Genomic DNA, 16,002 nt, shown 5'->3' with positions numbered 1-16,002 from the left:
CGGCGTTTGAGGACCGGGTCAGGGGCGGCCCTGGGAACGGTGGAAGGGCGGGTCGGGGACTTCTGCCCCGCGCAGCGGCAAAGGTCGCTGTGGGGCTTTGCCCCGCAGGGCCGGCCCAGGCGCACCCGCGCACGGGGACCCGCCCCGGGGGACGGCGGTGGCGGGTGCGCCGACGGGGCATCGCCGGACGGAGTCCGGCGCAGCGCGGCGAAGCCGGTAAGGCCCGCCAGGGCCGCACCGCGCGAGCGGCGCGTCAAGAAGGGGGAGTGGGAGTCGGGTCCAGATAGACCCGGCGGATCGCCGGGAAGCGGTCCCGGAGCTGCGCCTCCGCGGCCTCGCACGCCGCCTCCACTTGTGCGGCGGACGCCAGATCGTGGAAGTCGACCTTCGCGGCGACCAGCACCTCCGACGGCCCCTGCACGATCGTCGTCAGTTCGAGGACGCCCTCGATGTGCAGTACCGACAGCAGCTCCTCCCGGACCTCCGCCCGCATCGCCTCCGGCAGCGGCCGCCCGATGAGGTACTGCGCGTTCGAGCGGCCCAGCTCCCACGCCACCCACACGAGCAGCAGCCCGATGAGGAGCGAGGCCACCCCGTCGTACGCGCCCGACCCCGTGAGCTGCGCCCCCAGCAGGCCGCCGGCCGCCAGTGCCAGGCCGATCAGGGCGGCCACGTTCTCCAGGAGGACGGCCTTCACGGCCGTGTCCGGGGTGTGTTTCACGTAGAGGCCCAGCGGCGCCCGCATCCGCGCCGCCTCGCCCTTGACCTGCCGCCAGGCGACCAGGAGGGAGTAGCCCTCCAGGACGGCGGCCACGGCCAGGATGATGTAGGAGAGGGTCGGATTGCCGGGGTCCTCGCCGTGGACCAGGGTGTGGATGCCGTCGTAGACGGCGAAGACCGCGCCGCCGACGAAGGTGGCGATCGACGCCAGGAGTGCCCAGATGTACCGCTCCGGCCCGTAGCCCAGCGGGTGCGCCTCGTCCGCCGGCTTCGCGCTCCGCTTGAGGGAGGCCAGGAGCATCACCTCGGTCACCGTGTCGGCCACCGAGTGCGCCGCTTCGGAGAGCATCGCGCTCGATCCGCTCACGATCCCGCCCACGGCCTTGGCCGCGGCGATGCCAAGGTTCGTGACTACGGCGACGATGACCGTGCCCACGCTCTCGTTCTCGCCCTGGTCGCCGGTTCCGCTTCCGTTCACCATCGCATCGCTGCTGGACATGGTGTGACGTTATGTCGGACGGCCGTACTACGCGCGCGGGACGCGCACCACGCCCTCCTGGATGACCGTCACGGCGAGCCTGCCGTCCTGGGTCCAGATCCGGGCCTGGCCGAGGCCCCGGCCGGCGGCCGCCGAGGGTGACTCCTGGTCATACAGCAGCCATTCGTCGGCGCGGAAGGGCCGGTGGAACCACATCGCGTGGTCGAGTGATGCGCCGACCACGTCGCCTACCGCCCACCCGCCCTTCCCGTGTGCGAGCAGCACCGAGTCGAGGAGGGTCATGTCGGATACGTAGGTGGCCAGGCAGGTGTGCAGGAGCGCGTCGTCGCTCTCGAGCTTGCCGGCGGTACGGAACCACACCTGGGAGCGCGGTTCGACCGGTTCGCCGACGCTGCCCCAGGGCGGGACCGTCGCGTACCGCAGGTCCACCGCGCCGCGCGCCTCGATGAGGCGTTCCACCGTGCCCGGGTTGCGGAACACCTCCCGGTAGAGGGGGAGGGATTCGGCGGCCGTCGGGAGGGTCTCCGGATCGGGGGCGTCGGGCATCGTGGTCTGGTGGTCGAGGCCCTCCTCGTACGTCTGGAAGGACGCGGAGAGGTGGAAGATCGGCTGGCCGTGCTGGACGGCGACGACGCGGCGCGTGGTGAAGGAACGTCCGTCCCGGATCCGGTCGACCGAGTAGACGATGGGCGCGCCCGGGTCACCGGCGCGCAGGAAGTACGAGTGCAGCGAGTGCGCGGTGCGGTCCGCGGGGACGGTCCGGCCCGCCGCCACCAGGGCCTGGGCCGCGACCTGGCCGCCGAAGACCCGCGGTACCAGCGCGGAACGGCTGGTACCGCGGAAGATGTTCTCCTCGATCTGCTCGAGGTCGAGCAGATCGAGGAGAGTCGTGAGGGCCTCGTTCATGGGGGGAAGGCTAGATGCCTACAGGCCCATCGACTTGGCGATGATGGACTTCATGACCTCGCTGGTGCCGCCGTAGATGCGGTTCACGCGGTTGTCGGCGTACAGGCGGGCGATCGGGTACTCGTTCATGTAGCCGTAGCCGCCGTGCAGCTGGAGGCACTTGTCGATGACGCGGTGCGCGACCTCGGTGCAGAACAGCTTCGCGGAAGCGGCCTCGGCGGCGGTGAGCTCACCGGCGTCCAGGGCCTCCAGGGCGCGGTCGGCGACGGCCTCGGCGGCGTCCACCTCGGCCTGGCAGGAGGCCAGTTCGAACTTGGTGTTCTGGAAGTGCGCGACCGGCTTGCCGAAGACGGTGCGGTCCTGCACGTACTCCTTGGCGAACCGGACGGCGGCCTTGGCCTGCGCGTAGGCGCCGAAGGCGATGCCCCAGCGCTCGGACGGCAGGTTGGCGCCGAGGTAGTAGAAGCCCTTGTTCTCCTCGCCGAGCAGGTCCTCGACCGGGACCTTCACGTCGACGAACGCCAGCTCGGCGGTGTCGGAGGTGCGCAGGCCGAGCTTGTCGAGCTTGCGGCCGATGGAGTAGCCCTCGGACTTGGTGTCCACGGCGAAGAGGGAGATGCCGAAGCGGCGGTCGTCCTCGCTGGGGGCGGAGGTGCGGGCGCAGACGATCACGCGGTCGGCGTGCACGCCACCCGTGATGAAGGTCTTGGAGCCGTTGAGGACGTAGTGCGTGCCGTCCTCGGAGAGCTTGGCGGTGGTCTTCATGCCCGCGACGTCGGAGCCGGTGCCCGGCTCGGTCATCGCCAGGGCCCACATCTCCTCGCCGGAGACGAACTTCGGCAGGAAGCGCTTCTTCTGCTCGATGTCGGCCAGCATCTTGATGTACGGGAGGGCGAGCAGCACGTGCACGCCGGAGCCGCCGAAGTTGACGCCCGCGCGGGAGGTCTCCTCGTAGAGGACGGCCTCGAACTTGTGGGTGTCCAGGCCGGCGCCGCCGAACTCCTCGGGGACGTTGATCCCGAAGATGCCCAGCTCGCCGAGCTTGTAGTAGAACTCGCGCGGGGCCTGACCGGCCGCGAACCACTCGTCGTAGACCGGGACGACCTCGGCCTCGATGAAGGCGCGGATGGTCTCGCGGAACGCCTCGTGGTCCTCGTTGAACACCGTACGGCGCACGGCCGACTCCCTTCGTCGCGGCAGTCAGCCGCCCAATCTAAGCGCTTGCTCAGATTAAGTTACCGGTGAGTTGCCTGTCCTGTCCAGAGTGAGGTCCGGCACGCTCCGATGCCACCTGGGGCGGGCCGTTGTCTTAGATGACCATTACTCTGGCCGCGGAGAGGGGGCAGCATGCTGCTGAGGTTCCGCACCGCGAACGTACGGTCCCTGCGTGATGAGCAGGAGCTGTCGTTCGTCGTGCCCGAAGGCGAGCCGAGTGAGGCCGCGCGGCCGCTGGAGATCGCGGGTGGCCAAGAGCTGGGGTTGTTGCCCCTCATCGGCATCTTCGGGGCCAATGCCTCCGGGAAGTCGAATGTGCTCGCCGCCATGACCGACATGCGTACGGCCGTCTTGAATTCGTACGGGCGCTGGGCCTCGTACGACGTCATTCCCCGGCGCCCCTTCGCGCTGGACGCGAAGGACGAAGATGCTCCGAGCTTCTTCGAGGCGGACATCGTGATCGACGGCGTGCGCTGGACGTACGGCTTCGAGCTGGGGCCGGTGCGGGTCGAGTCCGAATGGCTGCACAGCTACCCGCGCGGCCACCGCCAGGTGTGGCTCGACCGGGACGCCTCGCGCGCCGAGGTGTACGACTGGCCGGGCGCCCGCGTCAAGGACCGGGCCCAGCTGGCCCGGCGTACCCGCCCGAACGCCCTGCTGCTGTCCACGGCCGGCACGGACAACCACCCGCAGCTCTCGCCGCTCTTCCACTGGTTCCGCAAGAACATGTGGCTCATCGGACCGGAGACCGAGCGGGCGGAGCGGGAGCGGTACACCACGAAGGAGCTTTCCGGCGTCCGCGCGCACCGGATCAACGAACTGCTCCAGGTCGCCGACCTCGGCATCACCGGCGCCCAGGTCGTCGAGGAGGGCAAGGGGCCGGCGACGGTCCGCCTCATGCACAGATCGGGAGGCGCGGATGTCTCGCTCGACTGGCAGCACGAGTCCTTCGGTACCCGCTCCTGGTTCGCCCTGCTCGGCCCGCTGCTCCTCGCACTCGACGAGGGCGCCGTCCTGCTCGTCGACGAACTGGACTCCAGCCTGCACCCGCGCTTCGCGGCCGAGGTCGTACGTCTCTTCCACGACCTGGACGCGAACCCCCGGGGCGCTCAGCTCGTCTTCACCTCGCACGACCCCTCGGTGCTCACCACCCCGAGTGGCGGGCGGCTGCTGGAGCCGGGCCAGGTATGGCTGACGGAGAAGGACACGGACGGCGCCACCGAGCTTTACTCACTGACGGCGGCTTCCCCGGGGGAGGACGAGGACCTGATGAGGTCCTACCTGGCGGGCGCCTTCGGAGGGGTCCCCTCGGTGCTGGAGGGGCAGATCGCCCGCCGGCTGATGACGGCGACGGCGCAAGAACTTGAGTACGGGGTGGAGCTGAGCTGATGGCTTACACGAAGGGGAGGGACTCGCTCGGGCCCACCGTGGCACGGGGCGGCAAGCGCCGCCGGGTCGTGCACGTCTTCACCGAGGGCAAGGTCACCGAGCCCGAGTACATCGGGATCATCAAGGACAAGGACCGGGCCACCTACTCGGACCCGAGCACGACGGTCGAGGTCCGGATCGCGAACTCGACCGCGCCCGGGTCCCAGCGCAAGCCGATCAAGCTGGTCGAGGCAGCGGTGCGGCTCATGCGGGACGAAACCCGGGAGGCCAAGAAGAGCGGCCTGGGGAAGAAGTTCTGGCCACAGGTCTGGTGCCTGTTCGACCGCGACGAGCACGAGCTCATCGAGACGGCGATGAAGCAGGCCAGGGAGGGGGGAGTACGGGTGGCCTTCTCGCACCCATGCTTCGAGGTCTGGCGGCTGCTCCACTACAAGCCGGTCACCAGCACTTTTGGTGGAGTCTGTGATCAGGCGACGGCCCGTCTGCCCTTCGCCAAGAGCGCGGCGAACATCAAGAGCGTGCTCCCGGCGCAGATCGAACCGGGCAGCTTCACCGAAGCCAAGAAACGTGCGCTGAAGATGAACGCCGCCCATGGTGATCATGTGTCGATGCTGCACCGCGACCCCTACACGGATGTCTTCACCTTCGTGGAGGAGGGGCTAGGCATCGCCTCGTACTGAGGAAGCCGGACTTTGCCAGGCCGAGGCAGCGATTTAGGCGCGCGTCCCCTGTCGCCGTAATGTTTTCTACGTCGCACTCGGGACGTAGGGAGTCGTATTCGTGGCCAAGCTCACGCTCGCGCAACTGGAGCGGCATCTGTTCGCCGCCGCGGACATCCTCCGCGGCACGATGGACGCCTCCGAGTACAAGGACTACATCTTCGGGCTCCTCTTCCTGAAGCGGGCGAACGACGAGTTCGAGGCCGCGCGGGACCAGATCCGGGAGCAGGCGGCCAAGGAGCTGGGTCTTGCCGGGGATGTGCTGGAGGGCTACCTGGAGCGGGAGTCCGCGTACAGCGAGCGTGACGTCCTCTTCGTCCCGAAGAACGCCCGCTGGAAGTGGATCTCCTCGGCCACCCACAACATCAACGAGGACCGCCTGCGCCCCGCCCTCCAGGCTCTGGAAGGCCAGAACAGCAAGCTCAAGGGCCTCTTCGACCACCTCGACTTCAACCGCATCGGCGGCTCGGGCGCGGCGGCGGGCGCGGCCAAGCTCGCCGACCAGCGGCTGAAGCTGCTCATCGCGCACTTCGGACGCATCCGGCTGCGGACGGACGACTTCGAGTTCCCGGACCTGATCGGCGCCGCGTACGAGTACCTGATCAAGGAGTTCGCGGACTCGGCAGGCCGTAAGGGCGGCGAGTTCTACACCCCGCGCGCCGTCGTCCGCATGATGGTCGAGCTGCTCGCCCCGACTCAGGGCACGCGCATCTACGACCCCTGCGTCGGCTCGGGCGGCATGCTCATCCACGCCAAGGAGTACGTGGAGGAGCACGGCGGGGACACCTCGGACATGTTCTTCGCCGGCCAGGACGCCAACAGCGGCTCCTGGATCATGTCCACGATGAACATGGTGTTGCACGGCGTACGCCGCTTCGACCTGCGCACCGGCGACACCCTCGCCGAGCCGGCGCACGTACCGAGGTCCGACGCGGACCGTTTCGACGGGGTGTTGAGCAACCCGCCCTTCTCCATGGACTACGTGGCCGCCGATCTGCTGCACGGCGCACAGCGCACGACGTACGGAGTCACGAGCGAGCGCGGCAAGGCCGACCTGATGTTCCTCCAGCACATGCTGTGGGAGACCAAGCGGGAGGGGCGGGGCGGCATGGTCATCACGGTCATGCCGCACGGTGTGCTGTTCCGGGGCGGCGGTGAGCAGCAGATCCGTACGAATCTCCTCGACGAGGACGCGATCGAGGCGGTCATCGGCCTCGCCCCGAACCTCTTCTACGGGACGGGCATCCCGGCATGCATCCTGCTGCTGCGCCCACCGGGCCGGAAAGACCCGGCGCGAGCGGGCAAGGTGCTGTTCATCAACGCCGACCGGGAGTACCGCAAGGAGTCGGCGCAGAACGTGCTGCTGCCGGAGCACGCCGAGAAGATCGTCACGACCTTCCACGGGTACGCGGAGGTGGACGGCTTCTCGCGCGTCGTGACCCGCGAAGAGCTGCGCGCCAATGACGACAACCTCAACATCCGCCGCTACGTGGACAACACCCCGCCGCCGGAACCGCAGGACGTGCGGGCACACCTGGTGGGCGGGGTGCCGCGTGCGGAGATCGAGGCGAAGAAGCAACTGCTGGACGCCTACGGGGTGCAGTTGACGGACCTCTTCGCGGAGCGCTCCCCGGTGGATCCCGCTTACGTGGACTTCCTCCCGGAGGGCAGCCGCCCGGACGCGGCCCGGCTTGCGGAGCTGGCCCGCCCGCGCGAGGACGCCCTGCGGGCCGCCTTCGCGAAGTGGTGGGAGAGGGAAGCCCGCCACTTGGAGGCGGTGGCGGCAACCCCGGAACGCCTGGCGGATCTGACGGCGTCCGAGCGCAAGGCCGGGCTGATGGCGGTGCGCAGCTCGCTGATCGAGTCGTTCGTGAAGCAGCTCGGCGAGGTGGACCTCCTCGACCGCTACGCGCTCGCGGGCGCGGTGGCCGGCTGGTGGTACGAAGCCAAGTACGACCTGCTCGCCCTGTCGGAGAACGGCTTCGCGGGTGTCCTGGACGGCTGGGTCGAGAACGTGGACACCCTGCTCGCCCCGGAGCAGGACCCGAAGACGCGGAAGCTGCGCAAGCGCACGGCGGCCGAGCGCCGCCAGGCGTACGACCACAAGGTGGTCGCGGCCATCGCCCCGGACTTCCTGGAGAAGCTGGCGGCGGCGGACGCGCGCAAGGCGGAGCTGGACGCGCGGTGGAAGGAACTCAACGCGGAGCCGGAGCCGTCGGAGGACGGCGAAGACGGGGCTGATGACGCGCCGACGCGCGAGGAAGTCGCCTTGAGCGTGGAGCAGCTGGCCGAGCTGGCGCAGGTGAAGAAGGACCGTACTAAGGTCGGCGCCCTGATCAAGCGCCTTGAGTCGGAGTTCTGGTTCGAGTGGTCGAGCAACCCGCCCAAACTGGGAGAGGGCCCGCCGGGCCTGTTCGCGGCGAGGCAGAAGCTGGCGCTGGATGCGGGGGCGGAGCGGCGGGTGGTGCTGGACTTGCTGCGGAATGACTTGGTGGCCAAGCTGGATGGCCATATGGTGCGGCGGCGCCACGAGTTGGCCGATGCGTATGAGGTCTGGGCCGACAAGTACACGGTGTCGCTGCGCGATATCCAGGCGGAGCGAGAGCGTGCTGCGGCGACGCTGGACGTGTTCCTTAAGGGGCTGGGTTATGCGGACTGAGCGTAGGTACCGGCGCCTTGACAGCCTCGCTGAGGTCTCAGGCGGCGTGGCTCTTGGGGGGAGCCCACCAGCCGGCTCAAGCGTCGAATTGCCATACTTGCGGGTTGCCAACGTGCAGGACGGCTATATCGCAACGGACGACGTCAAGACCTTGCGGGTCGGGGCGTCATCGGTTGACCGATTCCGTTTGAAGCGTGGCGACGTACTATTGACTGAGGGTGGCGACTTCGACAAATTGGGGCGCGGTGCCGTCTGGGATGGTCGAATTGATCCATGCCTCCACCAGAACCACGTGTTCAGGGTGCGCTGCTTCCAGGCGGAGTTGATTCCGGACTTTCTGGCCTTGTATATGGCCTCACCGGAAGGGCGTGCATATTTTCTGCAAATTGCCAAGCAGACGACAAATCTCGCAACGATTAGCTCATCGCAATTGAAGGCTATGCCGGTTCCGTATCTTCCTGCAGTCGAGCAGCGCCGGATCGTCGAGGCTGCTCATGCCGTGGATGCTGCGGTGCGCAGTGCAGAGGCGTTGATCGCTAAGTTCCGCAGTGTTCGTCAGGGTTTGCTGCTTGATTCTTGCGCCTCGGTAGTGTCAGCTGCTCCCGCCAATGGGTGGGAGCGCATGCCACTAGGAGAGGTTGTTCCATCAGTTGAGTACGGAATTTCGGAATCCCTGGATAGGGATCCACGCGGAACGCCTGTCTTGCGCATGAACAACCTGCAGGGCGGGAAGGTTGACCTCGAGGACCTTCGGTATTATTCGGGCGCTGTTCCCAGGCGGGTGTTGCTCCAACGTGGCGATGTGCTATTCAATCGCACCAACAGCATTGACCATGTAGGGAAGGCGGGGATTTGGCAGGGGCAGTTCCCGGATGCGACCTTCGCGTCGTATCTCGTCCGACTGAACATCAACATCGACCGGATTATTCCCGAGTATCTGGTCGAGTGGTTGATGCATCCTGTAATTCGGCGGCGGCTCCGAGCAATCTCGACCGTTGCCGTGCAGCAGGTTAACGTCAATCCAACGCGTCTACGGGATCTTGAGATCGATATGCCAGCCGATCTGAGTGAGCAGCGTAAAATTACTGCGGCGCTTTCGGCTTGCGATGACGAGATTAATCGAGAGGCATCGCGTTACGCCAAGCTGCGCACGGTCCGTCAAGGCCTCATGCGGGATCTGATTTCTGGGCGCTGAGGAACAGGATCGAGGTGACATTGTTCGGTCACCTCGACCCTGTGGATCTAGATTTTTATTTCGACTCGGATGGCCGGTTTTGGGGAGGGATCCCCAAGGTCGGGTGATTGATTCGAATTAGGTGCACCGCCGAGAGCTCCGAGGGCCAAGAGAATTAGGATGGCCTTCTGGAGTGTCCATGTCTGGGGGTCGGGGGCGTTCAATGAAGCTCCAATCTTCGGATGCCTCAAATGGTATTTCGGCAGGGATTTCCGCAGCCACGGGGTAACCAGCCAACCTTCCGGTTCCAGCTTGGAAGGGTGGCTGGGGAGCGGCTGGCGAAGTCGCCCTGAACCTGGTACCGACGGAGCAGACACGCTTCTCTGGGCGGAGAAGGCGGGCAGTCTGACGGCGACCCGCTGACATGGCGATGCCCCCGTCGTGACGAGGGCCGGTGGTGTGCTTCAGGGGGTCAGTTAGTGAGCTTCCCGCCCTTGACCGCCGAGACGAAGGATGACCAGCTGGTCGTTGGGAAGACCAGTGCGGGGCTGTGGGGGGTCTTGGAGTCGCGGACCGGGACACCCGACGGGTGGCTGTCTAGGACCTCAACGCAGCTTCCTCCCTCGGTGTTGCTGTGAGAGGACTTGCGCCAGCCCTTCCACGCGGAAGCGTCGGGGATGGTGTGCTCAGCCATGGTGTCCGCAGTCCTTCGCTGTTGCCCGCAGCAGGGCAAGTGATTCCTTGAGTGACAGTGCGTCGCTCAGCGCAAGATCGTAGATGCTCTGTAGGCGTGTGACCACGGTTGGGGAGTCGTGCAGCTTCCCCGTGAGCAGGCCTTCCGAGTACGCCACTGGGGGCTGGTCCCCGAACCACATGAGGGTCAGCATGCTTTGGAGGAGTGGGTAGACCCCTGCTCCGTACGGCATGACGTGGACACGAACCCGGCCGCTCTCCATCAGGCGGGTGATGTGTGCGAGCTGCTCCGCCATGATGCTCGGGCTGCCGACCGGTCGATGCAGAACACCCTCGTCCAGCAGCGCCCAGACTACGGGTGTCACCGGGTCTTCAAGGATGTTTGAGCGTTCGAGGCGTGTGACAACGAGCCTGTCACACTCTGCTTCACTCACAGGGGGGAAGGACGAGCTCAGAACCGTACGCGCATACCTCTCTGTCTGGAGAATGCCGGGTACGAACGCGTAGGCGAACTCCCGGATCATCGATGCCTGTTGTTCGAGTTGGCGCGCCGCCTCGAAGTAGTCGGCGACCGCCGCGTCCTCCTCCGGCAGGAAGCTGCTCAACACATCCCCCGTGTTCAGGGGCCCTGTCCAGCCGCCGCGCGTCCTCCCTGGACGGGACGCGGCGCCCCGCTTCGATGTGGGCGATGTGCGAGCGGGTCATGATCGCCGCTACGGCGAGTTCCTGCTGCGTCAGGCCGGCCGCCTCGCGTTGTGCCTTCAGCCAGTCCCCATAGGTATTACTCACGGTCAACTCCCGTGTGACAGAGGCGTTGTCACACGCCACCCACTGGCGAGGCTACTCCGCTCCGTCCCACCCTGTGAGCGCATCGCTACACAGCGATGCCCGAATCCCCGGTCGGCGCCGACCGGGCACGCAGGACCCCCGCGGCCGCTGTACACGGCCCGGGGCCATGGCCATCAACCAAGTGGAGTTGACGACGTGTCGCACCGTATCGCCCGCCTCCTCGAACCGCTGCTGCGGTTCCTGCGGGTCACACCCCCGCCCGCCCCCGGGACGAGGCTCCGCCCGCAGGGCTCCCCGTACCGACCACCCCGCGATCACGCCCGCCGGCAGCGGGCCCGGCGGGTGGCTCTCTGGCTGGCCCTGCACGGGGTCGATATCGGGCCACGCGTCATCCACGGGAGGGTGGTCGCCGCGTGATCGGCCGGTCCACCGACGAGGGGAGGCTGCTGCCATGGGTCGGCTCGGACGGTAAGCCCTGCTACCTGATCGGCGACGGGGTGGGGTACCTCTCCCGCGTCGCCGACAACATCGAAGCCGTCCAGCTCGGTATGGCCGTCGAACTGCTCGATCATGCAGACGACATGCTCGCCGATTGCCGTGCCACCTCCGCCCAGCTCCACTACCTCGCGGCCCGTATGGGCGAGGCGCTGCGCGATGTGCACCGCATCGCGCGCAGCCGGGGTGCGCGGCTTCCCGTACCGGTTCATGACGGGGAGGGGCTGCCGCCGGGATGGTGAAGCGAGCTTCACCGGAGGGGTGATACGCCCATATCTGCCGGTGCGACACCTTGCCCTCTCCCACCCCCATGGCCTGATCCCTCCCGGCCGCCCTGCCCGGGGCGCACAATGGATCACCGGATCGGGCGGGGTGTGGAGGGGTACGGGGCATGGTGGAACAGGTCGAGCGGGACCGGGTCGAGCGGCCCATCGTCGAGCAGCTCAAGGCGATGGGCTGGACTCACGTGCCCGGGAAGGCGATCGGCACGCTCGATGCCGGTACCCCGCTGCTCGCCGAAAAGCTGGCCGCCGCGCTGCGTCGGATCAACCTCCGGGCGGTCGACGGCAAGCCGTGGATGGACGATACCGACGCGGCCCGAGCCATCGCGGAGCTGGCCGCCGGCTCCCTCGGCAAAGGCGTCGCGCACGCCAACTTCGCCGCCACCGACCTGCTGCTCAGCGGGTCCGTTCTCGCTTCCCCGTCCGCCGGGCACGGCGGGGCCTCAGCCACCGTTCAGTACATCGAGTGGCACGAGGAGCGTGCAGGGCGGGAAGAGTTCAACGAGTTCACCGTCGTCGACCAGCTCCGGGTGCGCAACGGCTCCGGAGAGTTGTCGATACTCGACATCGTCCTCTTCGTGAACGGCATCCCCCTCGTCGCCGTCGAGTGCAAGAGCCCCGACCTCGCCGATCCGATCCGCAGCGCCGTCCTCGACCTGCGGCACTACGCGGGCGCCCCCCTCCCCGATGACGAGCGCGACGGTACGGGCCTGCCGCTGCCCGCCGGCGTACCGGAACTCTTCCGGACCGTGCAACTGCTGGTCGCCGCGACCGAGGAGACCGCGTACCTGGGTACGGTCACCTCCACCCCCGACCACTTCCACCCCTGGCGGAGCATTGAGCCGGAGAGTGAGGCCACGCTTCGCGCCGAGCTGCCGGAGGGAACTGGGAAGCTCAACGAGCGGCACAAGCTCGTCGGGGTCGTGCTGCGCCCCGCCGCGCTGCTGAACCTCGTGCGCCACTACGTCATCCCGCTCCCCGTCGAGTCCGAGTCCGGTGCCACCCGGATGGTCAAGGCGGTCGCCCGCCACCAGCAGTACCGCGCGGCCGAGAAGGCGGTGCGCAAGCTGCTGGTCGGCCGCACGCGCGGCGGGCCCGTACTCGAAGACGAACGCGGCGGGATCATCTGGCACACCCAGGGCTCCGGCAAGAGCCTGACCATGGCCTTCCTCGTGCGCCGGATCCATCTGCACCACCGGCTCAGCGAGTTCACGGTCGTCGTCGTCACCGACCGGACCCAGTTGCAGACCCAGCTCTCCAAGACGCTCAAGCTCAGCGAATCGGACGTGGAGACGGCCGAGACCCGCACCCAGATGGAGGGGCTGCTGCGCGACGGCGGACGGCGCGTCGTCTTCGCGATGATCCAGAAGTACGGGGCCGGGCTCGGCTTCGCGGCGGAAGGCGGGACCGACGGGGACGACCGCAACCTGGCCTGCGAGTACGAGAACGCCGAGCAGGCCAGGAAGCAGAGCCGAGCCAAGGCCAATGGCAAGGCCAACGCCGAGCCCGCGGTGGACTTCGCCGAGTGCAACAGCTCGTCCGACATCCTCGTCCTGGTCGACGAGGCCCACCGCTCGCACACCAGCGTGCTGCACGCGGCCCTGCGCAAGGCGATCCCCAACGCGGCGAAGATCGGTTTCACCGGTACGCCCATCATGACGGAGCGCGCCGAGGACACCCGTCGCATCTTCGGAGGCTTCCTCGACATCTACCGGATGGCGGAGGCCGAGCGCGACGGCGTCGTCGTCCGCATCCGCTACGAGGGCCGCACCGGCGAGGGCAAGGTCTTCGACAAGGAAGGCCTCGACCGGAACTTTGCGGACCTCGTCCAGGACCGTACGGAGGAAGAGAAAAAGGCGCTGCTGAGGCGCTGGCCCACCGAGCGGGACGTGGCCGAGTCCGAGCCGATGATCCGGGCCAAGGCCGAGGACATGCTGGAGCACTGGGTGACCTGGGTGCTGCCGGGCGGTGGTTTCAAGGCCCAGGTCGCGGCGGTGAGCCGGAAGGCGGCCGTCAGATACCACCACGCCCTTCGGCTGGCGCGTGACACCCTGCTGCTCGACCTGGCCGCCTTCGACCCCGAGTCGTTGTCCGGGACCCCGCTGGAGGAACTGCCCCGGCGCGAGCGCTACCTCTACCAGGCCCACCAGTACCGGGCGCTCATCCGCCGGATCGACTTCGTACCGGTTATCTCCCCGGGCTCGGAGAAGAAGCTGCGCCAGTGGCTGCACTGGACGGACAAGGCGCGGCAGGAGGCGTACATCGGGCGCTTCCAGCAGGCCTTCCCCTACCTGCCGGTAGAACCGGACTGGCAGGCTTCACTGCCCTTCCCCACGCCCGAGTCCGATACGCCGGGCGCGGACGGAGGCGCGGCGGACCACCCCTGGTCCCAGGAGACCGGGCAACCTGAGCCCAAGCAGGCCGTGCCCGATCCCGTGCACCCCGAGAGTCCGATCGCCTTCCTCATCGTGAAGTCGATGCTGCTCACCGGCTTCGACGCACCGCGCGAGCAGGCGCTCTACCTCGACCGGCCGATCCGTGACGCCGAACTGCTTCAGGCCGTGGCCCGGGTGAACCGGCCCGCGGTGGGCAAGGACGTCGGCTACGTCGTCGACTACTACGGCGTCTTCGAGCACCTGACGGGGGCGTTGGCCGACTACGAGACGGCCGACGTCGACGACACGATGCGCAGCCTGTCGGCGGAGCTCGCCGCCCTGGAGCCGGCGGCCGAGAAGGTGCGCCGACTGCTCCTCTCGTACGGGCTCGGCGACGGCGACCTCGCAGACCCCGCCACGCTGGGTGCCAAGCTGGAAGCCTTCGAAGACGATGCGGACCGGCTCGAGTTCGATACCGCGCTGCACGAGTTCCTCGCCGTACTGGAGCGCGTACTTCCGCACGAGGACGGTCTGCCCTATGTGGCCGATGCCCGGCGCTGGGGCACGCTCCAGAAGCGGATCCGCCGGCTCTACCGGGACGCACCGGGCGGGACTTTCACCCTGCGCCGGTACGGGCGCAAGGTCCGTGCCATGATCGCCGACCATCTGGAGGGGCCGGAGATCGAGCAGGTCATCGCACCCGTCTCGCTCAGCTCGCCCGTGTTCGACGACCACGTTCGGACGCTGCCGGCGCGTGAGGCGGCGGCAGAGATGGGGCACGCACTGCGCTTCCATCTGGAGGAGCGGGTCAAGCGGGACGACCCGGGGAAGTACAAGGAACTCTCGGAGCGGCTGGAGGAAATCCTGCGGGACCTCTCCGGACGTTTCGACGAGCAGGTCCAGCAGCTCGGCGACCTGATCGACAAGGCCCGGCGAGAGGAAGATGAAGACCCCGCCGTGGCGGGGCTCAGCCCGGTGGAGCAGAGGATGTTCCGGCTGCTGGACAAACTGCTGGAGGAGACTCCCGGCGTCGTGCGCGGGAGGGCTGCCGAGGACGCGAGGCCGCTGGTGCGGGAGGTGTGCGACATCGCCGCGCAGACGATGACCAAAGCGTCGTACCAGGGACAGCACCAAGACATCACCGCCCTGGCCAACGGAATCGAGAACCGGTTGGTCAGGGGAGGACTGCTGCCCGCCGGAACCGACTGGGGACCGCTGCACGACATCGCGGAGGGGCTCGCCGCGTACGCCGCGGCCCACCGGGCGCAGTTTCTGGCCAGGTCCAGGGGAGAATAGGGCGGGTGATCGCCCGCGTTCCCGCCGCAGACCCCAGTGCCCCCTCCCTGGCCGAGGGGGGCCTGCTGGCTGTCGACGGCCTGGAGCTGCGGGTGAAGGTCAGCTCACGTCGTAAGCGGTTCGCGTTGACCGTGGAACCGGATGCGGGCCTGACTCTCCACGCACCCGGCGGGCGCCCGGTGGCCGACGCGGAGGACTTCGTTCGCACCCACCGGTCCTGGTTGGTGCGCAAGGTCGGAATACGTGAACAGACCCGCCCTTTGAATCCGGCGAAGCGGCTGATCGAAGGAGAGGCCTTCCGCTACCTGGGCCGGACATACCGGCTTGCCATCGTGGCGGACCAGCCCGCCGGGAGCAGGGTACGGCTGATCGCGGGGCACCTGGTCATGGGCCGGGAGACGGCGGCGGACCCGAGACGGGGAAGAACGGCGCTGGTCGACTGGTACTGCCGGGCCGGACGGAACTGGACCACCGGGCGACTCCAGCCATGGGCGGCGCGGATGGCCGTGGAGCAGCCGGCTCTCGGCGTTTGCGACCTCGGCGACCGCTGGGGGAGCTACCACCCTGGTGGTGGAGAGAGGGGCCGGATGAGTCTCGGGTGGCCGCTGTTCCAGCTTCCGATGCATCTCGTGGACTACGTCGTCGCCCACGAGCTGGCCCACGTCCGGGTTCCGGGGCATCGCGCTGACTTCTGGCGGCTACTCGGGCAGGCGCTGCCCGAGTACGAAGAGCGCAAGGCCGAACTCGATGAGCTGGGTCGGCGCATCTGGATGGGTGAGATCACCCAATAGA

General features: G+C 67.9%; 12 protein-coding genes and 1 pseudogene. 8 read left to right on the top strand and 5 right to left on the bottom strand.

Annotated features, from left to right (window positions below):
* Nucleotides 1–253: 253 nt before the first annotated feature.
* Genes ACFWBW_RS06735 through ACFWBW_RS06725 form a run of 3 tightly spaced genes read right to left on the bottom strand, consistent with a single transcriptional unit; the run spans nt 254 to nt 3,301 of the window.
* Complete coding sequence (locus ACFWBW_RS06735) at nt 254–1,219, bottom strand: cation diffusion facilitator family transporter (RefSeq protein ID WP_385369047.1); 966 nt, start codon at nt 1,217–1,219, stop codon at nt 254–256.
* 27 nt (nt 1,220–1,246) lie between these two features.
* Nucleotides 1,247–2,125 carry an acyl-CoA thioesterase II gene (tesB, locus tag ACFWBW_RS06730; protein WP_385369045.1) on the bottom strand — a complete coding sequence of 293 codons (879 nt, stop codon included), beginning with the start codon at nt 2,123–2,125 and terminating at the stop codon, nt 1,247–1,249.
* Nucleotides 2,126–2,143: 18 nt separating this feature from the next.
* Nucleotides 2,144–3,301, bottom strand: a complete 1,158-nt coding sequence (locus tag ACFWBW_RS06725) for an acyl-CoA dehydrogenase family protein (protein ID WP_385369043.1) — start codon at nt 3,299–3,301, stop codon at nt 2,144–2,146.
* A 171-nt stretch (nt 3,302–3,472) separates the two neighbouring features.
* Here ACFWBW_RS06725 and ACFWBW_RS06720 point away from each other — a divergent pair, with 171 nt between their 5' ends.
* The 4 genes from ACFWBW_RS06720 to ACFWBW_RS06705 all read left to right on the top strand — a co-directional run bounded on the left by ACFWBW_RS06720 (nt 3,473) and on the right by ACFWBW_RS06705 (nt 9,302).
* Nucleotides 3,473–4,729, top strand: coding sequence for an ATP/GTP-binding protein (locus ACFWBW_RS06720; protein WP_385369041.1), 1,257 nt, complete (start codon nt 3,473–3,475; stop codon nt 4,727–4,729).
* On the top strand, nt 4,729–5,409 hold the full coding sequence (locus ACFWBW_RS06715) for an RloB family protein (protein WP_385369040.1): 681 nt from the start codon (nt 4,729–4,731) through the stop codon (nt 5,407–5,409). The genes ACFWBW_RS06720 and ACFWBW_RS06715 overlap by 1 nt, the downstream gene beginning before the upstream one ends.
* 100 nt (nt 5,410–5,509) lie before the next feature.
* Nucleotides 5,510–8,107, top strand: a complete 2,598-nt coding sequence (locus ACFWBW_RS06710) for an N-6 DNA methylase (RefSeq protein ID WP_385369038.1) — start codon at nt 5,510–5,512, stop codon at nt 8,105–8,107.
* 112 nt (nt 8,108–8,219) lie between these two features.
* The gene (locus ACFWBW_RS06705) at nt 8,220–9,302 is read left to right on the top strand and encodes a restriction endonuclease subunit S (protein WP_385369036.1); all 1,083 of its coding nucleotides are present in this window, start codon (nt 8,220–8,222) and stop codon (nt 9,300–9,302) included.
* Between the two features lie 451 nt (nt 9,303–9,753).
* Here the strand turns inward: ACFWBW_RS06705 and ACFWBW_RS06700 are convergent, their stop codons facing one another.
* Both ACFWBW_RS06700 and ACFWBW_RS06695 read right to left on the bottom strand, forming a co-directional pair.
* Entirely contained in the window at nt 9,754–9,975 is a 222-nt protein-coding gene (locus ACFWBW_RS06700; protein ID WP_385369034.1) for a DUF397 domain-containing protein, read from the bottom strand.
* A pseudogene (locus tag ACFWBW_RS06695) lies at nt 9,968–10,763 on the bottom strand (helix-turn-helix domain-containing protein). Before ACFWBW_RS06695 ends, ACFWBW_RS06700 begins: the two are co-directional and overlap by 8 nt.
* Before the next feature lie 195 nt (nt 10,764–10,958).
* On the opposite strand from ACFWBW_RS06695, the gene ACFWBW_RS06690 reads away from it, so the two are divergent.
* The 4 genes from ACFWBW_RS06690 (at nt 10,959) to ACFWBW_RS06675 (ending at nt 16,001) form a co-directional block, all read left to right on the top strand.
* Nucleotides 10,959–11,180: a hypothetical protein gene (locus tag ACFWBW_RS06690; RefSeq protein WP_385369032.1), complete on the top strand. Its 222-nt coding sequence runs from the start codon at nt 10,959–10,961 to the stop codon at nt 11,178–11,180.
* Complete coding sequence (locus ACFWBW_RS06685; protein WP_385369061.1) at nt 11,180–11,500, top strand: hypothetical protein; 321 nt, start codon at nt 11,180–11,182, stop codon at nt 11,498–11,500. The genes ACFWBW_RS06690 and ACFWBW_RS06685 overlap by 1 nt, the downstream gene beginning before the upstream one ends.
* Before the next feature lie 149 nt (nt 11,501–11,649).
* Nucleotides 11,650–15,210: a type I restriction endonuclease subunit R gene (locus ACFWBW_RS06680; protein WP_385369030.1), complete on the top strand. Its 3,561-nt coding sequence runs from the start codon at nt 11,650–11,652 to the stop codon at nt 15,208–15,210.
* 5 nt (nt 15,211–15,215) lie between these two features.
* Nucleotides 15,216–16,001, top strand: coding sequence for a M48 family metallopeptidase (locus tag ACFWBW_RS06675; RefSeq protein ID WP_385369028.1), 786 nt, complete (start codon nt 15,216–15,218; stop codon nt 15,999–16,001).
* Nucleotide 16,002 lies beyond the last annotated feature (1 nt).

Origin of the sequence: Streptomyces sp. NPDC059957 (genome assembly GCF_042730015.1) — a bacterium.
Lineage (GTDB): Bacteria > Actinomycetota > Actinomycetes > Streptomycetales > Streptomycetaceae > Streptomyces.
The sequence above is the reverse complement of the archived record's forward strand: the minus strand, read 5'-3'. Positions and strand labels throughout refer to the sequence as shown.

Excerpts from the sequence above, each read along its gene's own strand:
- ACFWBW_RS06735 (WP_385369047.1), bottom strand. The coding sequence starts at position 1,219 with ATGTCCAGCAGCGATGCGATGGTGAACGGAAGCGGAACCGGCGACCAG.
- tesB (WP_385369045.1), bottom strand. The coding sequence starts at position 2,125 with ATGAACGAGGCCCTCACGACTCTCCTCGATCTGCTCGACCTCGAGCAG.
- ACFWBW_RS06720 (WP_385369041.1), top strand. The coding sequence starts at position 3,473 with ATGCTGCTGAGGTTCCGCACCGCGAACGTACGGTCCCTGCGTGATGAG.
- ACFWBW_RS06715 (WP_385369040.1), top strand. The coding sequence starts at position 4,729 with ATGGCTTACACGAAGGGGAGGGACTCGCTCGGGCCCACCGTGGCACGG.
- ACFWBW_RS06700 (WP_385369034.1), bottom strand. The coding sequence starts at position 9,975 with ATGGCTGAGCACACCATCCCCGACGCTTCCGCGTGGAAGGGCTGGCGC.
- ACFWBW_RS06680 (WP_385369030.1), top strand. The coding sequence starts at position 11,650 with ATGGTGGAACAGGTCGAGCGGGACCGGGTCGAGCGGCCCATCGTCGAG.